The organism is Sphingobacterium lumbrici, assembly GCF_006476045.1.
In the GTDB taxonomy this organism is placed as follows: Bacteria; Bacteroidota; Bacteroidia; order Sphingobacteriales; family Sphingobacteriaceae; genus Sphingobacterium; species Sphingobacterium lumbrici.
Genome location: NZ_SRZY01000029.1, coordinates 147,075 through 164,587 on the forward strand (window position 1 = coordinate 147,075; position 17,513 = coordinate 164,587).

Annotated in this window: 17 protein-coding genes and 2 tRNA genes; 9 read left to right on the forward strand and 10 right to left on the reverse strand. The window is 37.1% G+C overall.

Annotated features, from left to right (window positions below):
• The first annotated feature begins 80 nt into the window (after positions 1–80).
• Positions 81–314 (forward strand): PLDc N-terminal domain-containing protein, encoded by a 234-nt coding sequence (locus E4F24_RS11600; protein WP_140938948.1) that lies wholly within the window; start codon positions 81–83, stop codon positions 312–314.
• 164 nt (positions 315–478) lie between these two features.
• Here E4F24_RS11600 and E4F24_RS11605 read toward each other — a convergent pair whose 3' ends face one another.
• A complete protein-coding gene (locus E4F24_RS11605; protein ID WP_235891210.1) occupies positions 479–991 on the reverse strand; it encodes an OmpA family protein in 513 nt (170 codons plus the stop codon).
• Positions 992–1,038: 47 nt separating this feature from the next.
• On the reverse strand, positions 1,039–3,246 hold the full coding sequence (locus E4F24_RS11610) for a glucoamylase family protein (protein ID WP_140938952.1): 2,208 nt from the start codon (positions 3,244–3,246) through the stop codon (positions 1,039–1,041).
• A gap of 184 nt (positions 3,247–3,430) precedes the next feature.
• On the opposite strand from E4F24_RS11610, the gene E4F24_RS11615 reads away from it, so the two are divergent.
• From E4F24_RS11615 to E4F24_RS13835, 7 genes are all read left to right on the forward strand, one after another.
• Positions 3,431–3,503, forward strand: a tRNA-Gly gene (locus E4F24_RS11615).
• A gap of 5 nt (positions 3,504–3,508) precedes the next feature.
• Positions 3,509–3,593: transfer RNA gene (locus E4F24_RS11620), tRNA-Leu, on the forward strand.
• Between the two features lie 153 nt (positions 3,594–3,746).
• Positions 3,747–4,406 carry an HAD family hydrolase gene (locus E4F24_RS11625; RefSeq protein ID WP_140938954.1) on the forward strand — a complete coding sequence of 220 codons (660 nt, stop codon included), beginning with the start codon at positions 3,747–3,749 and terminating at the stop codon, positions 4,404–4,406.
• Positions 4,406–5,173 (forward strand): sulfite exporter TauE/SafE family protein, encoded by a 768-nt coding sequence (locus tag E4F24_RS11630; protein ID WP_140938957.1) that lies wholly within the window; start codon positions 4,406–4,408, stop codon positions 5,171–5,173. Before E4F24_RS11625 ends, E4F24_RS11630 begins: the two co-directional genes overlap by 1 nt.
• Positions 5,174–5,239: 66 nt before the next feature.
• Entirely contained in the window at positions 5,240–6,364 is a 1,125-nt protein-coding gene (gene mqnC, locus E4F24_RS11635) for a cyclic dehypoxanthinyl futalosine synthase (RefSeq protein WP_140938959.1), read from the forward strand.
• A gap of 2 nt (positions 6,365–6,366) precedes the next feature.
• Positions 6,367–6,927, forward strand: coding sequence for an SMC-Scp complex subunit ScpB (scpB, locus tag E4F24_RS11640; protein ID WP_140938961.1), 561 nt, complete (start codon positions 6,367–6,369; stop codon positions 6,925–6,927).
• Positions 6,928–7,059: 132 nt separating this feature from the next.
• Positions 7,060–7,221: a hypothetical protein gene (locus tag E4F24_RS13835; protein ID WP_181182459.1), complete on the forward strand. Its 162-nt coding sequence runs from the start codon at positions 7,060–7,062 to the stop codon at positions 7,219–7,221.
• A 157-nt stretch (positions 7,222–7,378) separates the two neighbouring features.
• On the opposite strand, the gene E4F24_RS11645 is transcribed toward E4F24_RS13835, so the two are convergent.
• The 6 genes from E4F24_RS11645 to E4F24_RS11670 all read right to left on the reverse strand — a co-directional run bounded on the left by E4F24_RS11645 (position 7,379) and on the right by E4F24_RS11670 (position 12,307).
• Positions 7,379–7,708 (reverse strand): helix-turn-helix domain-containing protein, encoded by a 330-nt coding sequence (locus E4F24_RS11645; protein WP_140938963.1) that lies wholly within the window; start codon positions 7,706–7,708, stop codon positions 7,379–7,381.
• 70 nt (positions 7,709–7,778) lie between these two features.
• Positions 7,779–9,152 (reverse strand): Mur ligase family protein, encoded by a 1,374-nt coding sequence (locus tag E4F24_RS11650; protein WP_140938965.1) that lies wholly within the window; start codon positions 9,150–9,152, stop codon positions 7,779–7,781.
• A gap of 3 nt (positions 9,153–9,155) precedes the next feature.
• Entirely contained in the window at positions 9,156–9,995 is an 840-nt protein-coding gene (prmA, locus tag E4F24_RS11655; RefSeq protein WP_140938967.1) for a 50S ribosomal protein L11 methyltransferase, read from the reverse strand.
• 1 nt (position 9,996) lies between these two features.
• On the reverse strand, positions 9,997–10,764 hold the full coding sequence (gene tpiA / locus E4F24_RS11660; RefSeq protein WP_140938969.1) for a triose-phosphate isomerase: 768 nt from the start codon (positions 10,762–10,764) through the stop codon (positions 9,997–9,999).
• Between the two features lie 6 nt (positions 10,765–10,770).
• A complete protein-coding gene (locus tag E4F24_RS11665) occupies positions 10,771–11,985 on the reverse strand; it encodes a putative sugar nucleotidyl transferase (RefSeq protein ID WP_140938971.1) in 1,215 nt (404 codons plus the stop codon).
• A 73-nt stretch (positions 11,986–12,058) separates the two neighbouring features.
• On the reverse strand, positions 12,059–12,307 hold the full coding sequence (locus E4F24_RS11670) for a type B 50S ribosomal protein L31 (RefSeq protein ID WP_136821761.1): 249 nt from the start codon (positions 12,305–12,307) through the stop codon (positions 12,059–12,061).
• A 237-nt stretch (positions 12,308–12,544) separates the two neighbouring features.
• On the opposite strand from E4F24_RS11670, the gene lysS reads away from it, so the two are divergent.
• Positions 12,545–14,263 (forward strand): lysine--tRNA ligase, encoded by a 1,719-nt coding sequence (lysS, locus tag E4F24_RS11675; protein ID WP_140938973.1) that lies wholly within the window; start codon positions 12,545–12,547, stop codon positions 14,261–14,263.
• Positions 14,264–14,328: 65 nt separating this feature from the next.
• On the opposite strand, the gene E4F24_RS11680 is transcribed toward lysS, so the two are convergent.
• Entirely contained in the window at positions 14,329–14,829 is a 501-nt protein-coding gene (locus E4F24_RS11680; protein ID WP_140938975.1) for a lipocalin-like domain-containing protein, read from the reverse strand.
• Positions 14,830–15,493: 664 nt separating this feature from the next.
• Positions 15,494–17,404 (reverse strand): amidophosphoribosyltransferase, encoded by a 1,911-nt coding sequence (locus tag E4F24_RS11685; protein ID WP_140938977.1) that lies wholly within the window; start codon positions 17,402–17,404, stop codon positions 15,494–15,496.
• Between the last annotated feature and the right edge of the window lie 109 nt (positions 17,405–17,513).

A 17,513-nucleotide genomic window follows, 5' to 3' on the forward strand; every position in this document is an offset into this window, starting at 1 on the left:
TCCACATTATTATCACAATCTGTAGTGACGTTGATAATGTGGATTATATTTATTATTTTAGAACAACTATAATAAAAATTATGAATGTATTTATAAATCTCGGAAGCCAAGAAATTGTATTATTACTCGTGCTAGGAATAGTGTGGATTATTCCTTTTGCGCTGATCATCTATACACTAATAGATCTCTTCAAAAGGGATTTCACGAATAAATCTATGGAGCGGATTTTAATTATATTTTTAATCGCTTTCGTCCCTATATTAGGATCACTAATCTACTTATTGGGACTTAGAAAAGAGTATCCGCTGAAATAAAACCTACGTGTCCCTTAAACATCAAAAGCTATGAAACACACATGAAGGTTCTTGATGTACCTGTACACAGGCGCTTTTATACAGACACTTTCCTAAAAAAAAACAAGCAGCAACATATTGAACATGTTGCTGCTTGTTTATAAATTTTTTCTTCCGATGTCTATCTAGTCCAGAATAACCACTTCTACTCTTCTATTCTGTTGTCTGCCTTCCGGGGTTTTGTTATCACCTACCGGCTTGGTTTGTCCCAGGCCTTTAATTGAAATCCGTGAAGCGGAAATACCTGAATCTTCTAAAAAATTCTTCACAGAAGTTGCTCTTTTTTCGGATAGCCATTGATTATACCCCGCTTCACCTGTAGCGTCAGTATGTCCATCTACCCTTATTTTTTTCTTACTGTCTTCTTTTAAGATCTTAGCTAATTTACTGATTTCGACTTTCGCTTTATCCGTTAAATACGAAGAATTAGATGGGAATAATAAGTCAGAGGATAACGTAAACTTAATTCCCTCGTTGATACGTGCTGCATCGTCAAATTCTGATTTCACATTTTTTAAACCATCATCTGTACCGTCTTTTGAAATAACTGCTCCTGGCAATGCTGTTATTTTTTGTTGCTTACAGCCAGTAAATCCTAAGGTGATGGCTGCAACAGATAATAAAAGTACTTTATTCATATACATTATGATCATTAATCCGCATAAAGATAAACGAATCTTTTAAATTATTCATTAACCGGTTCAAGATTTATGGCAAATAAACTTTCGCGTACGGCTTTTAATTCAGGAATTTGTGCATATAATTTCCAGATCAAACCCGAACGATAATTTTCCAAAGCAATGGATAATGTAGATTGATTGGTAGCCAAATATTCATCCGAGACGTCATCATTACGCAGGTCCAACCAAGATCTAAATCCATATTCTGTAAACAGCACATTTCCATATTGATGATAGAGTGCTAAAACTGCCTGCAATCCGACCTCTTTATCCACAAAAATAGATGAAGGTGCGATAGACGGATTTATGCGATAATTACCTATACTATCACGGTGTTGATAAAACCCCCATATATCGCTATCGGTGGAACCTACCCCCATTTCATTGTCACGCCGCTTTACAAAATGGACGTAAGAATTCAGTACTTCTTTAAAATCAAGAACCGTATCCTGTACAAGGTCGGGTGATACCGTCAAAAAGGTCTTATACAGTTCCATCAAGCTTCGATTATATTCTCCGAGTTTGAGTGGACTACCATACAAAAGCGTATCTTTCAAAATTGATGTTTGAATAAATGTGTCTATTAAGGTCACCAATTTTTGATTTTCTGACAACAAGAGGGTATCTGAAGCTAAACTATCTGCATGTATATCTACCTCACCCTCTTCTATCGGATCAGGTTTATAAGAACTATAATTGTGATACACTGCATTGTAATAACTTGTTAATGGCAACGGAAATTTGGGAGCCGCCATTGCTAAAAAATAGGTATTGATCGATTCATTAATACCATGCAGTGTAAGTTGCAACGGCGTATTTAGATCCCCGGCCGCTGGCAACGAAGATCTCAATATATCATTAGTCCCTTCCAACGTGAGCTCCTGCCAATTAATGCCTTCATAAAGTTTAGTAATCCGCTTTCTCAAATCCACTTCTTCTACCGAATCGCCTGAAAAATATTCCCGTGCAATCAACAGTGCTTCCAGTATATTGGAAGTGGCCGACACATCATATTGAGGACTATCATTTCGATATTCGGGAACTCCCCCCCTCCCATTAAAATAAGAAGGGAATATACCCTTATTGTTTTGAGCTTTCAACAGGAAATAGACAATTTTTGATATCCGTCCATACACCGCTTGCCGCGAAATAAACTTACGTTCAGCTCCAATCAGTAATGAAATAATAGCCCCTCCCGTTTCTTTTGTAGATACAACGGCTTTATCTTTCATCCGGAAAGGCATATACATCCCACTGTTAACATCATAGTTTTCTACAAAATAATTGACATGCGCCAATTGAATCAAATCCAACAATTGACTCTCTTTCAACTCTTTGGCCATAATTTCCTTTACCGCGGAGAATGGTGATTCTTGATAATTGTAATCAACCCAAGCGATTTTGTAATAGTATTTTCTACCCAAAATCGGCACCATATCCAAACAAGACTGCATTTGAACCGGGCGTATTCCAATTGGCTTAAAATTTTCTCCATCTTCTGAACGATAGATTTTAATGTAATGTATACTTGGTGTCAGGGGCAATTGCCATTTTAAATGTACCTGCCTGTCGTAAGGAACAGCATCAGTAAGGATTGCCGGTGAAGACAATTTTACCTGCGGGTAATTCTTTGCCAAAAATTCGATCTGATCGATAAAAATATGCTGTAAGCGATTAGAGCTTTTGTGTTGTTGAAATCCAATAGCTCCAATGGGCTCGTTGAAATTGATATCCCGAATAGCACTTATCGGAATCTTCACCTGAACCCATTTATTAACCTCATAATCGATAATAAACTTTTCGAGTGAAAATGACATAGAGGTGCTATTGGGTTGTTTTACATATAGCTTTGGTAAATCTTCCACCCCTGTTTCCGTACTTTTTACAAAAATTCGAATGCTTAAAAAATCATCATTATCAAACTTGTAGTGATATTTTTGACGGCTGTATTTAATTTCAGCTTTCCAATTCCCCTCTTCTGCCGAAATATATTTCAACGATAAGGCATTACCGGGTGTAAAAAAGAGTGTGTCGGATACCAACAAATGATGGTTTACATTTTCTACCCAACTCTTTCCACTATAATTTATCGTACTTTTTGCATAAACACCCTTTACCAGACTATTGTCAAAAATGACTTCGGGATAGGTATTTGCCACAAGGAATGTAGGCACAAACACAATAAACGAAAATAACAATTTAAAAATCTTCATACGATCAAAATGACTCAACGGCAAAAATAGACAAAAACAAGACCAAATTCACTTCAGAATGACATAATAGTGTAGAGATTAAAAATTAATTTACACAGATTGAGCATTTTATCCTGACATAGCAAAAAATAAATTGCAATAATTTTAGAATTTAATTTTTCTCCCTATATTTGCACCACGTCAAGCGAAAGTAGCTCAGTTGGTAGAGCACAACCTTGCCAAGGTTGGGGTCGCGAGTTCGAATCTCGTCTTTCGCTCAGTTGCCTAGGTGGTGGAACTGGTAGACACGCAGGACTTAAAATCCTGTTCCCGTTAAGGGAGTGCGGGTTCGATTCCCGCCCTAGGTACTTTAAAAACCTTCTCTATTGAAAATAGAGAAGGTTTTTCTGTTTTAGAGAGTTTTCCAGCTCATAAAATTTTGTGATACCCCCCTTAGCTCAGCCGGTATATTCAATGAGATTATAATTGCGTATGATTCCAAATATCTCTAAGTTTGCGTCATGAATAATTATGCGGTGATCTTTGATATGGACGGTGTAATCGCACATACGAATCCGTACCATGCTAAAGCCTTTGAAGTCTTCTTCAATAAGCACAAAATTCCTTATAGCGATGTAGAGTTTGAGCATCACATGTATGGCAAACATAATTCATATATTATGAGCCATTTTTTCAAAAAACCTATTGTCGGTGAAGAGCTTTTACAACTGGAAAACGAAAAAGAGGGATTATTTAGGGAAATATATAAATCAGAGATAAAATCTATTCCAAATTTTGTAGCTTTTTTGGAGGATTTGAAAGATGGCGGTTTCAAAACTGGCGTAGCCACTTCCGCTCCGAAGGCCAACATGGACCTTGTTATCGACGGATTGAGTATCCGTCCGAAAATGGAATCCTTATTGGCTAGTGAAAATGTTACTAAACATAAACCCGACCCTGAAGTGTATTTAACATCCGCTCAAAACTTAGGTGTAGATCCAAGTCGTTGTGTCATCTTTGAAGATTCGTTTTCTGGAATATCTGCAGCAATTAATGCAAATATGAAAGTTGTGGGTGTATTAAGCTCACATACAAAGGAACAACTTCCTCCCTGCAATCTTTACATTCAGGATTACACAGAAATAGATGCTTCAAAAATCTTGGCCCTACTGACGAAATAATGTTTGACGAAGCACTAGCCCTCCTACCAGACACATCGAGTTGGGTACTGTATTTTACATGTGCACTACTGATAGGGATGTCCAAAACGGGGATTCAAAACATAGGTTCGTTGGCGGTACCTCTATTTGCCATACTTTTTGGCGCAAAATACTCAACCGGTATCGTACTTATATTGCTCGCCTTGGCAGACTTGATGGGTGTGATCTACTACCGAAAGCAGCTGGTATGGGCTGAAGTTCTGAAATTGTTACCGATGGCGTTGATTGGGTTAACTGCAGCTTTAATCATCGGAAAGTATATTGATGACACGGCCTTTAAAATAACAATGGGAGCATGCATTATTTTGGGAATAGGTATTATGTTGTGGATGGAAAAGCTTGGCAAAACCAAACAACTTACCATCACCAATGGAAAATGGTATTCACCCCTTTTTGGTTTTATCATAGGATTTTCGACTATGATCGGTAATGTTGCAGGGCCGGCAGTATCCGTTTATCTATTGACCAAGAACTTAAATAAATATGCTTTAGTAGCCACTGGAGCGTGGTTTATCATGATCTTAAACTACATCAAAATTCCCTTACAGTTCTTTGTTTGGCAGAATATAAGTTGGGCGGGTGTGTTACTGAATTTCATAGCACTTCCATTTATTGTATTAGGAGGAGTGCTTGGCATAAAACTCGTGAAAATATTACCTGAAAAAGAGTTCCGAATTACTATTACGTGTATGGTCATCATTTCCTGTGTCTTGATGATTTTGATCTAGCTACTGCGCGCACCTCTTACATTCGATAGTTAAAATTTAACAAAAAAACTGTGTATCTTTGTTCTAATGGATGTAAATTCTTTATTGGAACGCGCCTTAAATTTTGATTTTTTATCAAAAGAAGAAGGTATTTACTTATATCGTCATGCAGCTACCGCCGATCTGACCTATGTGGCCAATGAGCTTCGTAAAGTTCAGGTTCCGCATGGTAAAGTAACCTGGCAGATAGACCGGAATGTAAATACAACGAACGTATGTATTGCAAACTGCAAATTCTGTAATTTTTTCAGACGTCCGGGGCATGAAGAAAGTTATATTACAGATATAGAGACATACACGCAAAAAATTGAAGAGACCTTTAAATACGGAGGTGATCAACTTTTATTACAGGGAGGGCATCATCCAGATTTAGGCATCGAATTCTATGCTTCGTTATTTAAACAGTTAAAGGATTTGTACCCTACCCTTAAACTGCATTCGCTAGGTCCACCGGAAATTGCACACATTGCCAAGTTAGAAGGCATGAGCCATATCGATGTGCTTACCGTTCTCAAAGAAGCAGGATTAGACTCACTACCCGGCGCCGGTGCGGAGATATTAAATGATCGCGTACGCCGTTTAATTTCTAAAGGTAAATGTGGGGGGCAGGAATGGTTGGATGTCATGCGTGCTGCACACAAAATTAATCTTCCCACTTCGGCCACAATGATGTTTGGGCATATCGAAACAATCGAAGAACGTTTCGAACATTTGGTCTGGATACGAGAAGTACAAGATGAAAAGCCGGAGGGGCATCATGGATTTATCGCCTTCATACCTTGGCCATTCCAAGATGATGGAACGCTCCTAAAGCGTCTACGCGGTATTACCAATGATGTAACAGGAGACGAATATATACGAATGATTGCATTAAGCCGTATCATGTTGCCTAATATCAAAAATATTCAGGCATCCTGGCTCACTGTAGGGAAACAAGTGGCTCAATTGTGCCTGCATGGCGGAGCAAATGATTTTGGTTCCATTATGATTGAAGAAAATGTGGTTTCGGCGGCAGGAGCTCCTCACCGCTTCACTTCGCAAACTATTCAGGATGCAATTGCAGAAGCTGGGTTCGAACCCCAGCTCCGTACCCAGACATATCAATTCAGAGAGATCCCCGAATCAATGGTAGAACAAGTAATTAATTATTAGATTTGAAAGATATCATCTTAAATATTGAAGCGCTGATCTTTGCTTCCGAAGAAGGAATATCTGCTAATGATATTAAGCAAGTATTACAAGATGCGCTTGCTATTGACATCAACAAAGAAGAGGTTTTAGATTTTTTAGGTAAAATAGAATTAAAATATGAAAGCGAAGACACTGTCTTTTCGCTTTCCTTAATTAATAATCAATACCAGTTTTTGACAAAGGAAATCTATCATGAAGCGATCAATCATTTACAGGCTCATCGCGACCGAAAAAAACTGAGTCAATCGGCACTTGAGACACTAGCTATCATAGCCTATCGGCAACCGATTACAAAAATAGAGGTGGAACAGATTAGAGGAGTGAATTGCGATTATTCCATCCAACGCTTATTGGAGAAAGATTTAATCAAAATAGGTGGAAAAGCCGAAAGCATCGGTAAGCCTTTGCTTTACACAACAAGTGATCAATTTATGAATCACTTTGGCATTAACAGTGTCAAAGATTTACCACAGTTAAAAGACATAGTAGCTGAAGAAAACAGTATAGGAGACACGGTGGAATAAAATTTTCCGGGAAGAGTTTTATCTTTTTTAACATACTGAAAAACAATACTATAATTTTTAAAAAAAGTTTATAGTTTCAAATATCTTCTCTAATTTTACGTTTGATATAACAACAGTAAGAATACTATAGCTATGATTAACGAGACTGTAAAAAGTAGTGAAATTGATGAGCGTTTAATCAATTTTAACGGTCCTGAAGATGATTCAGAAGATGTTTATGATGATGATTTTGATTTAGAAATTGATTCTGTAAGCGGGTTTGATGATTTTGATGACGAGGACGAAGATTTCTAGGGAAATACTGTAAATCTAATCTACATAATCATTTTAGAGGTTACAAAAAAGGCAGCGTAAAAATAAACGTCTGCCTTTTCTATTTTTCTGAAAGTTTAAGAATCTTGTTTTCAACACTCATCAATAACCACCATCAAGAGAACCTTCATAAAAGTATTTATTTCTTATGAAGTTGTTCGTAAAGATCAATTACTTTTTTTTGCAATTCGATAACTTCGGCTTCCCGTTGTTGAAGCTTTTTATTGAGCTCATTCACTTCATCAACTTTAGCTTTATCTTCTTCGGAATCTGAAGTTGATAATAACTGGACTAATGTTAAACCAAATAGCTTTGAAATTTGATTCAAACGAGACAAGTTCACATCGGTAATACCTGTTTCGATTTTTGAAAATGCAGGAATAGATATATCTAATCGCTTTGCTACATCTTCTTGGCTCCACCCCTTCTGGTGTCTAAGTAATCTAATTTTTTTTCCTAATGCATTCATCGGCAAAATGTATGTTATTATTTCAAAAGTAAAAAAAATATATTAAAGAAAACAATATTTAATAAATGTTTTAGATCTTTTTTTGAAGAAATTTATCAGCAAAACCTAATAAATTTAAACCAGTATAGTTATTCGAACTCATAAAAAGCATATTAACACCCTCACTATCAAACTGTTCAAGAGTGTCGTATAATCCGTCTAATTCAGTAATGATCTGCAAACCAGAATGATCAAACACCTCCATCACCTTTTCAATAATATTACCCAATAATATATTTTTTTCTTTAATACTGTTTTTATTAATGAATACTATAGAAAAATCAGATTCATCCAAACTTCCATTGTACTGAACAACTTTAGCATCATCGATGACTTCATACGGATTTAATTCAATTACCGTCAGTAATTTGGAAGCAGAAAATTGTTCCTTAATCGCATGGATGCTGGATTTCAGCTTGGAGGGTGTGTGGGCAAAATCCTGATAGACAACGCTCCCATTCTCGCTCGCTACGAATTCCAGATAACGGATAGAACTTTTGAAGTCCTTAATCGCATCATAAAAATCCTCTCGTTTGATCCCTAACCATTCACATACGGTAAAGGCACCGGCAATATTAGATAAATTGTGCTTCCCTATTACTTCCAACGGAATTTCGCGCTCCCCTACCTGCAAAAATGTGACTCCTTTGTTGATGGTGTACGAGGGCAATTTGTATCCATGACGATTTATCTTACAATCCATAGTTTCTTCAACAATCTTACGGAGGTTATGATCGTCCTTGTTATAAATCAGAGTACCTTTAACAACAATGGTATCAATAAAGGTTTCAAACTGTCTATAATATTCTTCTTCAGAAATCAAGGCCTTAAAATTATCCCAATAAATATTGCTGATAAGGGCGATATTCGGATGATAATAGTGGAATTTAGATTGATGATCTATTGATGATGCAAAGAATTCATCACCTTCAATGATGATAATAGGCGCCGAAGGCGTGAGCTTTATCAGTGAATCGAAGCCTTCTAATTTGGCACCAATAAGATAATCAAACTCTTTGCCTATTTTTTTCAATACATGCATTATCATACTGGTTATGGTTGTTTTTCCATAACTACCGGCTATCACTACACGTGTTTTCTGAATACTCTGTTCGTAGACAAATTCGGGGAACGAATAGATTTTAATATTCAGTTCCTGAGCTTTTTTGAGTTCAGGATTATCCGCTGACGCATGTTTCCCCAAAATAATAGCATCCAAATCAGATGATATCACTTCAGGGTGCCAGCCCAATTCTTTCGGCAGCAGTCCTGATTGGCTTAATCTGGATTTAGAAGGTTCAACGATCTGATCATCAGATCCCGAAACCTGATGACCTGATTTGGCTAAGCTAATTGCCAAATTATGCATTACACTGCCACCTATTGCTATAAAATGAATACGCATGAACTATTTCTTAATAAATTTTGCAGAACACCAAGCATCCAGCTTTTTACTTTCTTTAAAGAATAAGTTTAAACTTTCACATTTTTGTCGAATAATCATTAAATCCTCTTCGTAATAGAATCCGCTCATATATAATTCACCATTTGCTGCCAAGGATCCTGCATACACGTCTAATTGATCCAATAGAATATTACGATTAATATTTGCCAATATCGTTTCAAAGGCACTATCACCAATGACTTCTTTCGATCCTAAATACGAAGTAATATTCGAAATTCCGTTCAACTTTTTATTCTCCTCAACACTTTCAACACATATAGAATCAAAATCTACCGCCATAATAGATTCCGCTCCTTTCTTGGATGCTAAAATAGCGAGGATCCCTGTACCACATCCCATGTCTAAAACCCGCTTACCTTCAAAATTGTTTTCTAAAATAAAAGAAAGCATCATGGATGTCGTTTGATGATGACCGGTACCAAACGACATTTTAGGATCTATTACAATTTCGTATGCGTATCCGGGCTGTGCTTCGTGAAAGGTAGCACGCACATAACATTGGTCATCTACGATAATGGGATTAAAGTTGCTCTCCCACAATATATTCCAGTTCTCTTCCCCTAATTCGTTAATTTCATAGTCTAAATGAAATCCGTGCGCTTGCGTCAAAATAAGCGTTTCTAAAACCTGGACATCAAGATTAGCAGAAGGTATATAGGCTACAAACCCATTTTCGGTATCTTCAAAGGTATCAAAACCAATTTCACCTAACTCGGCAATAAACAAATCTTTCTGCCAATCTTCAATATCAGAAGAAATAAAAACTACTGAAGCATACTTCATTTTATGTATTAAAAACTTTTACAATTTCCAAGAAATCACGGGATTTTAACGAAGCTCCTCCAATTAGCCCCCCATCAATATCAGGTTGCGAAAATAAAGTACCCGCATTAGAAGGATTGCAACTTCCGCCGTAAAGGATAGTCGTATTATCAGCAATCTCCGGGCTGTATTGATTAGCCACAGTTTCACGAATAAAGGCATGTACTTCTTGAGCTTGTTCCGGAGAAGCGGTCAACCCTGTACCAATCGCCCACACCGGTTCGTACGCCAATACTACTTTAGCGAACTCTTCGTTTGACAGGTGGAATAACCCTTTTTCCAATTGAGCTTGTATCACATCAAAAAAACGTTCCGATTCACGTTCATCTTTTGTCTCTCCAATACAGAAAATAGGAACTAAATTACACTTTAATGCTGCATTTACTTTTTCTGACAAAAGCTCATCTGTCTCCCCAAAATAAGCACGCCGCTCAGAATGACCTAAAATCACATGGGAAGCCCCAATTGATTTCACCTGAGAGGCTGATATCTCACCTGTATAAGCTCCTGATTCTGCCTGATGAATATTTTGCGCTCCTATAGCCACGTTAGATGATGTAGAAGCCAGTTTCCCTAAACTTGACAAGTGGATGGCCGGACTACAGACAACAATCTCCTGAGTGCCTATTACCTCATCTTTGACCATATTAACGATTTCCGAAAAAAGGCTTACCCCTTCTTCGTAATTCAAATTCATTTTCCAGTTTCCCGCAACAATGTTTTTACGCATGATTATTTATTTAGTATTGATTATTCTGTTTCTTAATTCTCGGGCATCATCAAACACCCATCTATAACATTTTTTATCTAAGGACGTTATATCCTGCTCGTGTTTAACTGCCGCTTTTCGTTCAAGCATCATACCAAAATCCTCAAATCTATAAGCCTCGATTTGTGTATCGGTAAGCCATAAAAAGTCCGGGACAAATTTGGGAATAAATTTTGAAATTGCAACTTGTACCCCAACGCCAATTACCGTTCCGGTATTAATTTTAGATTGAATCCCCAACATACTTTGGTCTCCAATTATAACTCCACATTTCAATAAACCTGTATCCCGAAAATCATCACAAACATAATCATACACCTTTACATTTCTCCAGTCGTTCCTCAGATTTGAATTCGTCGTTCCCGCACCCAAATTACATCCTTCGCCGACTACTGCACAACCAAGGTAGCCTTCGTGCCCTTTTGCAGCGTTACCCCAAATAACAGTATTGCTTATTTCTCCTCCTACTGTACTATTGTCTCCAATTGTCACGTTCGGATATATCCTTGCCCCAGACTTTACCCTACTGTTTCGACAGATCGCTACAGGTCCTTTAATCGTGACATTACCCTCCACTACTGCCCCACTAGCAATATAAATTGGTCCAAAAGAAGAATCTAAATGTGCGTGTTGTACATTCGCGTCCTTTTCAATATATAACTGATCACCAACAATGTGATTCGAGCTTGCTGCCTTCTCCAACTTTTCCTGCTTCTTAATATATCCCAGGTCAAAAATAATCTGATCTGCATTAAATCTAAATATATCTTCCGGATAGCGGATCCTTCGAAGCTCTTTATTAAAAACCACAACATTTTCCCAGTTTCCTTCCAGATCACCGAATACTGTCAGATCCCGTGCATAACTCGCTATCCATTCCCCTTTTTGATCTAACAGACATTCCCCTACCTTAAGATCAAGCAGTGCGTCTATCAGATCTGTATCAGGCAATATATTGGAACTCAATACCAAAACATTAGCCGAAATAGTAATGTTCAACGGAAATTTTTCCTTTAAGTGATCTACCGTCCAATGACTTACTATACAATTAAAGATAATTTTCCACTTATCTTCCAGGGTGTGAATTCCAACCCGTAAATTACCAACCGGCCTAGTGGCTACCAACGGAAATAAATGTCGGCGACTATCCATACGGTCGAATAAAACGAGTTGAGAAAACATAAGGATAAAAATACAAAAAATCCCGATAAGAGACTTATCGGGACTTTGATATACTGAAATATAATCTAAGTGATTATTTTTTGTTGTAACGTGTACGGAATTTATCGATACGTCCAGCAGTATCAACTAACTTCATTTTACCTGTATAGAACGGGTGAGACGTATGAGAAATCTCTAATTTCACTAATGGATATTCATTACCATCTTCCCAAGTAATTGATTCCTTTGTGTCTACACAAGATTTAGTTACGAAAGCATAGTCATTTGACATATCTTTAAAGACAACTAATCTGTAGTTTGATGGATGTAAATCTTTTTTCATTTTATCTTATGATTACTATATATTCAACAATTGAGGTGCAAAGATAATTTATTCCAAACACAAAAGCAAGATAATATTTAATTTATCACCTGTTTTTTGCACCAATATCTTATTACCTTATATTTTAGCAATATTGCTTCACAAAGATAGATAGAATTTGGTAATTAAAACAGCGTTAAAGAATAAAATATCACTACTTTTTTCTATTTTTGTCGATTATTCGAAAAATACAAAATCATGAGTATTGCATTATCCGAACAGGAACAACAACGCAGACAAAATCTTCAAGGCATCATCGATTTAGGGATCAACCCATTTCCGGCAGATGAATTTGAAGTGAACGCAACTGCCGGAGATATATTAGAAAATTACGAAAGAGATAAACTTAATTATAAGAACATACGGATTGCTGGCCGAATTATGAGCCGTCGTATTATGGGAAGTGCTTCTTTCATTGAAATCCAAGACGCTACCGGACGCATTCAGGCCTATGTAAAGCGCGATGAAATATGTCCTGAAGACGATAAAACATTCTATAATACCGTTTTCAAAAAGCTGCTAGACATTGGTGACATCGTAGGTATTGAGGGATATGTTTTTACAACACAGACAGGAGAAATATCTGTTCACGCACAAAAGCTTACTATCCTTACCAAATCTTTACGCCCTCTACCCATCGTAAAAGAAGCCGATGGCAAAACTTTTGATGCTTTTACAGATCCGGAGTTACGGTACAGAATGCGTTATGTGGATTTAATTGTCAATTCGCAAAATAAAGATATTTTTGTAAAACGCACCAAGTTATTCAGTGCAATGCGTAATTTCTTTAATGAAGCGGGTTATATGGAGGTAGAAACCCCAGTACTTCAAGCTATACCTGGAGGAGCTGCTGCCAGACCATTCATCACCCATCACAATGCACTAGACATGCCCTTATACCTTCGCATTGCCAACGAATTGTACCTGAAACGACTTATCGTTGGTGGATTTGATGGTGTATACGAATTTTCTAAAAACTTCAGAAATGAGGGCATGGATCGCACCCACAATCCTGAATTTACAGCGATGGAAATATATGTAGCCTATAAGGACTACAATTGGATGATGAATTTCACCGAGCGCCTATTAGAACATTGTGCGATTGAAGTAAATGGTACAACAGAAGCAATATTTGGAGATAAAGAGATTGACTTCAAAGCTCCTTATCCACGCGTTTCTATGACCGATGCCATCAAACATTTCACAGGTTTTGATATCACCGGCAAATCGGAAGCGGCATTACGAGCTGCAGCTACAGAAATGGGAATAGCCGTAAATGAAACGATGGGCAAAGGAAAATTAATTGATGAAATTTTCGGGGAAAAGTGCGAAGGCAACTTCATCCAACCTACCTTCATTACCGACTATCCTATCGAAATGTCGCCACTTACTAAAAAGCACCGTGATAATCCTACACTTACAGAACGATTTGAATTGATGGTCTGTGGTAAAGAAATTGCAAATGCGTATTCCGAATTAAATGACCCTATAGATCAACGTGAGCGTTTTGAAGATCAATTACGCTTGTCCGAGAAAGGAGACGACGAAGCGATGTTTATTGATCAAGACTTCTTACGTGCGCTTGAATATGGTATGCCACCAACATCGGGCTTAGGGATCGGTATGGACAGACTGATTATGTTCTTAACAAATAATCCGTCTATTCAAGAAGTATTATTCTTTCCACAGATGCGCCCGGAAAAAATCGTTAAAGTGGCATCGGAAGAGGATTATCTTGTGCAAGGTATCCCGGCAGAATGGATTCCGGTACTTCAAAAAATGGGTTTTACAACCATTGAAGCTCTTAAGGAAGCCAATCCAAACAAAGTATTTAATGATTTAGGTGGAATGCGTAAAAAGATGAAACTAGAGATTCAAATGCCAGCTAAAGAAGATGTATTAAATTGGTTTAACTAAATGTATAAAGCGAAAGGTCTGGGAAATTTCCCAGACCTTTCGCTTTATATTTCCAATCAAATACTTTACGCTGACATAGATGTATCGCCTACGTCTTTTAACATCTCTTCTGTCGCATCTTTCTCTACTTTCTGCCATGTAATATAAGAGTGTACCAGCCGACCAGACGCTAGAATAGGATCTAAAGATTTCTGATACAAAATATCTCCTTCAAAATCAATCTTCCTCAGTTGTTCCCCTCCTTCCCAATTGGGAAACAACGAGGTCTGGATCGTATACATAACACTTGCTGCTTTATTATCGACATTGTATTTTCCACTAAAAGCAATATAGCCTCGCATTCTTTCTGCCATTTCAATTTCTGTTGCATTCATCCGATCCCCGGAAACATATTTTTGTACCTGAGAACCTGATATCTGAACAGACATATGACCATCCGGAGCGTAAATTAACAGACCCTTTGGGGACGTTCCCATTGGAAAACCTGAATCTCCGCCATCTAATGGAACTTCAATATAAGATAGTAGACGCCATGTTCCTACAAGTTCATTTTTTAGTGATGTCATATTCTTTTATTTTTACTACAATAACGTTCAAATAGATCAATTAGTTTGTCACAAAATTATGGTATTGTCATTTTCTTTATTTAAAAATTTAGTGCATTTAAAATGGTTTTAACTGTTACGATTGTATCACGTCATAAATGCTGTAACACATATTTCCAAAGAAGATTTTAAAGAAAACTATTTCTAAAACATCAATTTTGATCAAGGGATTAGCAAAGCAATGGGAAGGTTGTGATAAATGGATTTAGAATGGTAATATATAGAACGTATATTAATAAATTAACTGTTAACATAAACTTAATCTTATTTTTATAGCAGCCTAATAATAGCCTCATACATTTGAATAAATAAAAAAATATGTTATGATAAAAGATTTAGAACTAACGCCTTTAGAGATCTTCTTCGAGAAAGCAGAACTGCTGTACGATGGAGATGATTATGTCGTATTAGAAGACTAAAAGGCCTGCTTACTTAAACACATCTGTTTAAGTAATTAAATTTAAAACAAGCACAATCCATATATATAAGAAAGAGGGTATCTCAGTTAATATTACTAAATATTCAGCAAATACTCATAATTTAAACTGTCTACTGAAGATATTAAAATGAAAAGAGGTTGCTTCTACTCTTGAAACAACCTCATTCCTATTGAAATACCTATTTACTAACTACTGAAATATGCACGGACATTTTTACCTTCCATCCAATTCATGAAAGCTTTGTTCACAACCTTGTTTCCACCCGGAGTTGGATAATCGCCTGAAAAATACCAATCTCCTTTATGGCTAGGACAAGCCACATGTAGGTTATCCAACGTCTGGAAAATCACTTCTAACCCTGCTTTCAGATCATGCGGTCTTACAATAGCTGCAATTTCTTTAGAAATTTCATCATCCGTAAAAGGTTCGTAAATCGCCTTAACATAGTTTTCTACTTCATCTTTTGGTTTGGTAATAGAAGCCAAACACTTTTGGTATACTTCCTCAATAATATGAGACATCCCTTTTTGTTTCAATAAAGAAATCGCTGCCTCGAATGCAACGAACTCCCCCATACGGGACATATCAATACCGTAACAGTCAGGGTAACGAATCTGAGGAGCAGAGGATACAATAACAATTTTCTTCGGATTGAGGCGGTCTAAGATCGTCAAAATGGATTGTTTAAGTGTCGTACCTCTCACAATGGAATCATCGATAGCCACAATCGTATCTTCATGATCCTTTACTATTCCATAGGTTGTATCGTACACATGCTGTACCATATCCTGACGGTCAGCATCTTGTGTAATGAAGGTACGCAATTTTGCATCCTTAACATTCAGTTTTTCAAAACGAGGATGAAGATTTAAGATTTCTTCCAATTCTTCGTCAGAAATTTTGTCATCACGGTTTAAAAGTGCATTTTTCTGAAAATCCCGAACATATTGGTTGATGCCCTCCATTACTCCATAATAAGAAACTTCTGCCGTATTTGGAATAAAAGAAAACACCGTATTATTTATATCTTTATTAATTGCCTGTAAGACTTGAGGACAAAGCAATTGTCCCAAAGATTTACGTTCCTTATAAATATCTGCATCCGAGCCGCGAGAGAAATAAATACGTTCAAAAGAACACGATTTCTGTTCTGCCGGTTGCCTGAACATTTCCTCCGTTACCGTACCATCCTTTTTCGCAATCAGGGCGTAACCAGGCTTTATCTCTTTAACCGTATTTAATGGGATATTAAAAGCCGTTTGAATTACAGGTCTTTCTGAAGCGACTACCAAAATCTCATCATCTTGATAATAAAATGCCGGACGTATACCCGCTGGATCACGCATTACAAATGCATCTCCATGACCAAATATACCGGCAATAGTGTACCCACCATCCCACGTCTTTGCAGAACGGGTTAAGATTTTGGCGACATCCAGATTTTTACCTATCTGTGCACTAATCTCAATATTAGAATATCCCTCTTCTTTAAACTGATCAAAAAGCTCTTGATTCTCATCATCTAGGAAATGTCCGATTTTTTCTAATACGGTAATAGTATCAGCCTGTTCTTTCGGATGCTGTCCCAGATCATATAACTGCTGTAAGAGCTCGTCAACATTTGTCATATTGAAGTTACCTGCTACCACTAAGTTACGTGTCATCCAATTATTTTGGCGTAAAAACGGATGGCAGCTTTCAATGCTATTCTTACCGTGGGTACCATAGCGCAAATGCCCTAGTAAAACTTCCCCCGTAAAACTAACATTATCTTTTAACCATTGCGTATCCTTTGATTCTTCCGGATAAGCCTTATTGACAGCAGCAAATTTTTTCTGAACGTATTCAAAGATATCTGCCACCGCAGTTGATCCCATCGCCCTATACCTACTGATATAACGATGGCCCGGCTTCACATCAAATTTAATAGTCGCGATTCCCGCTCCGTCCTGACCACGGTTATGTTGTTTCTCCATAAGGAGATACAATTTATTAATTCCGTAATAGGGCGTACCGTATTTTTCTTGATAATAAGACAGGGGCTTTAATAGTCGAATAAGTGCAATACCACACTCGTGTTTTATAGCGTCACTCATAGCTTGAATTGATGCTGCAAAGGTAATAATATTTTAAAGATTATTCGCACAGTAAAAAGTGTCAATTTATGATATATGACATTTGGTACATAAAAACAATACCACGGCT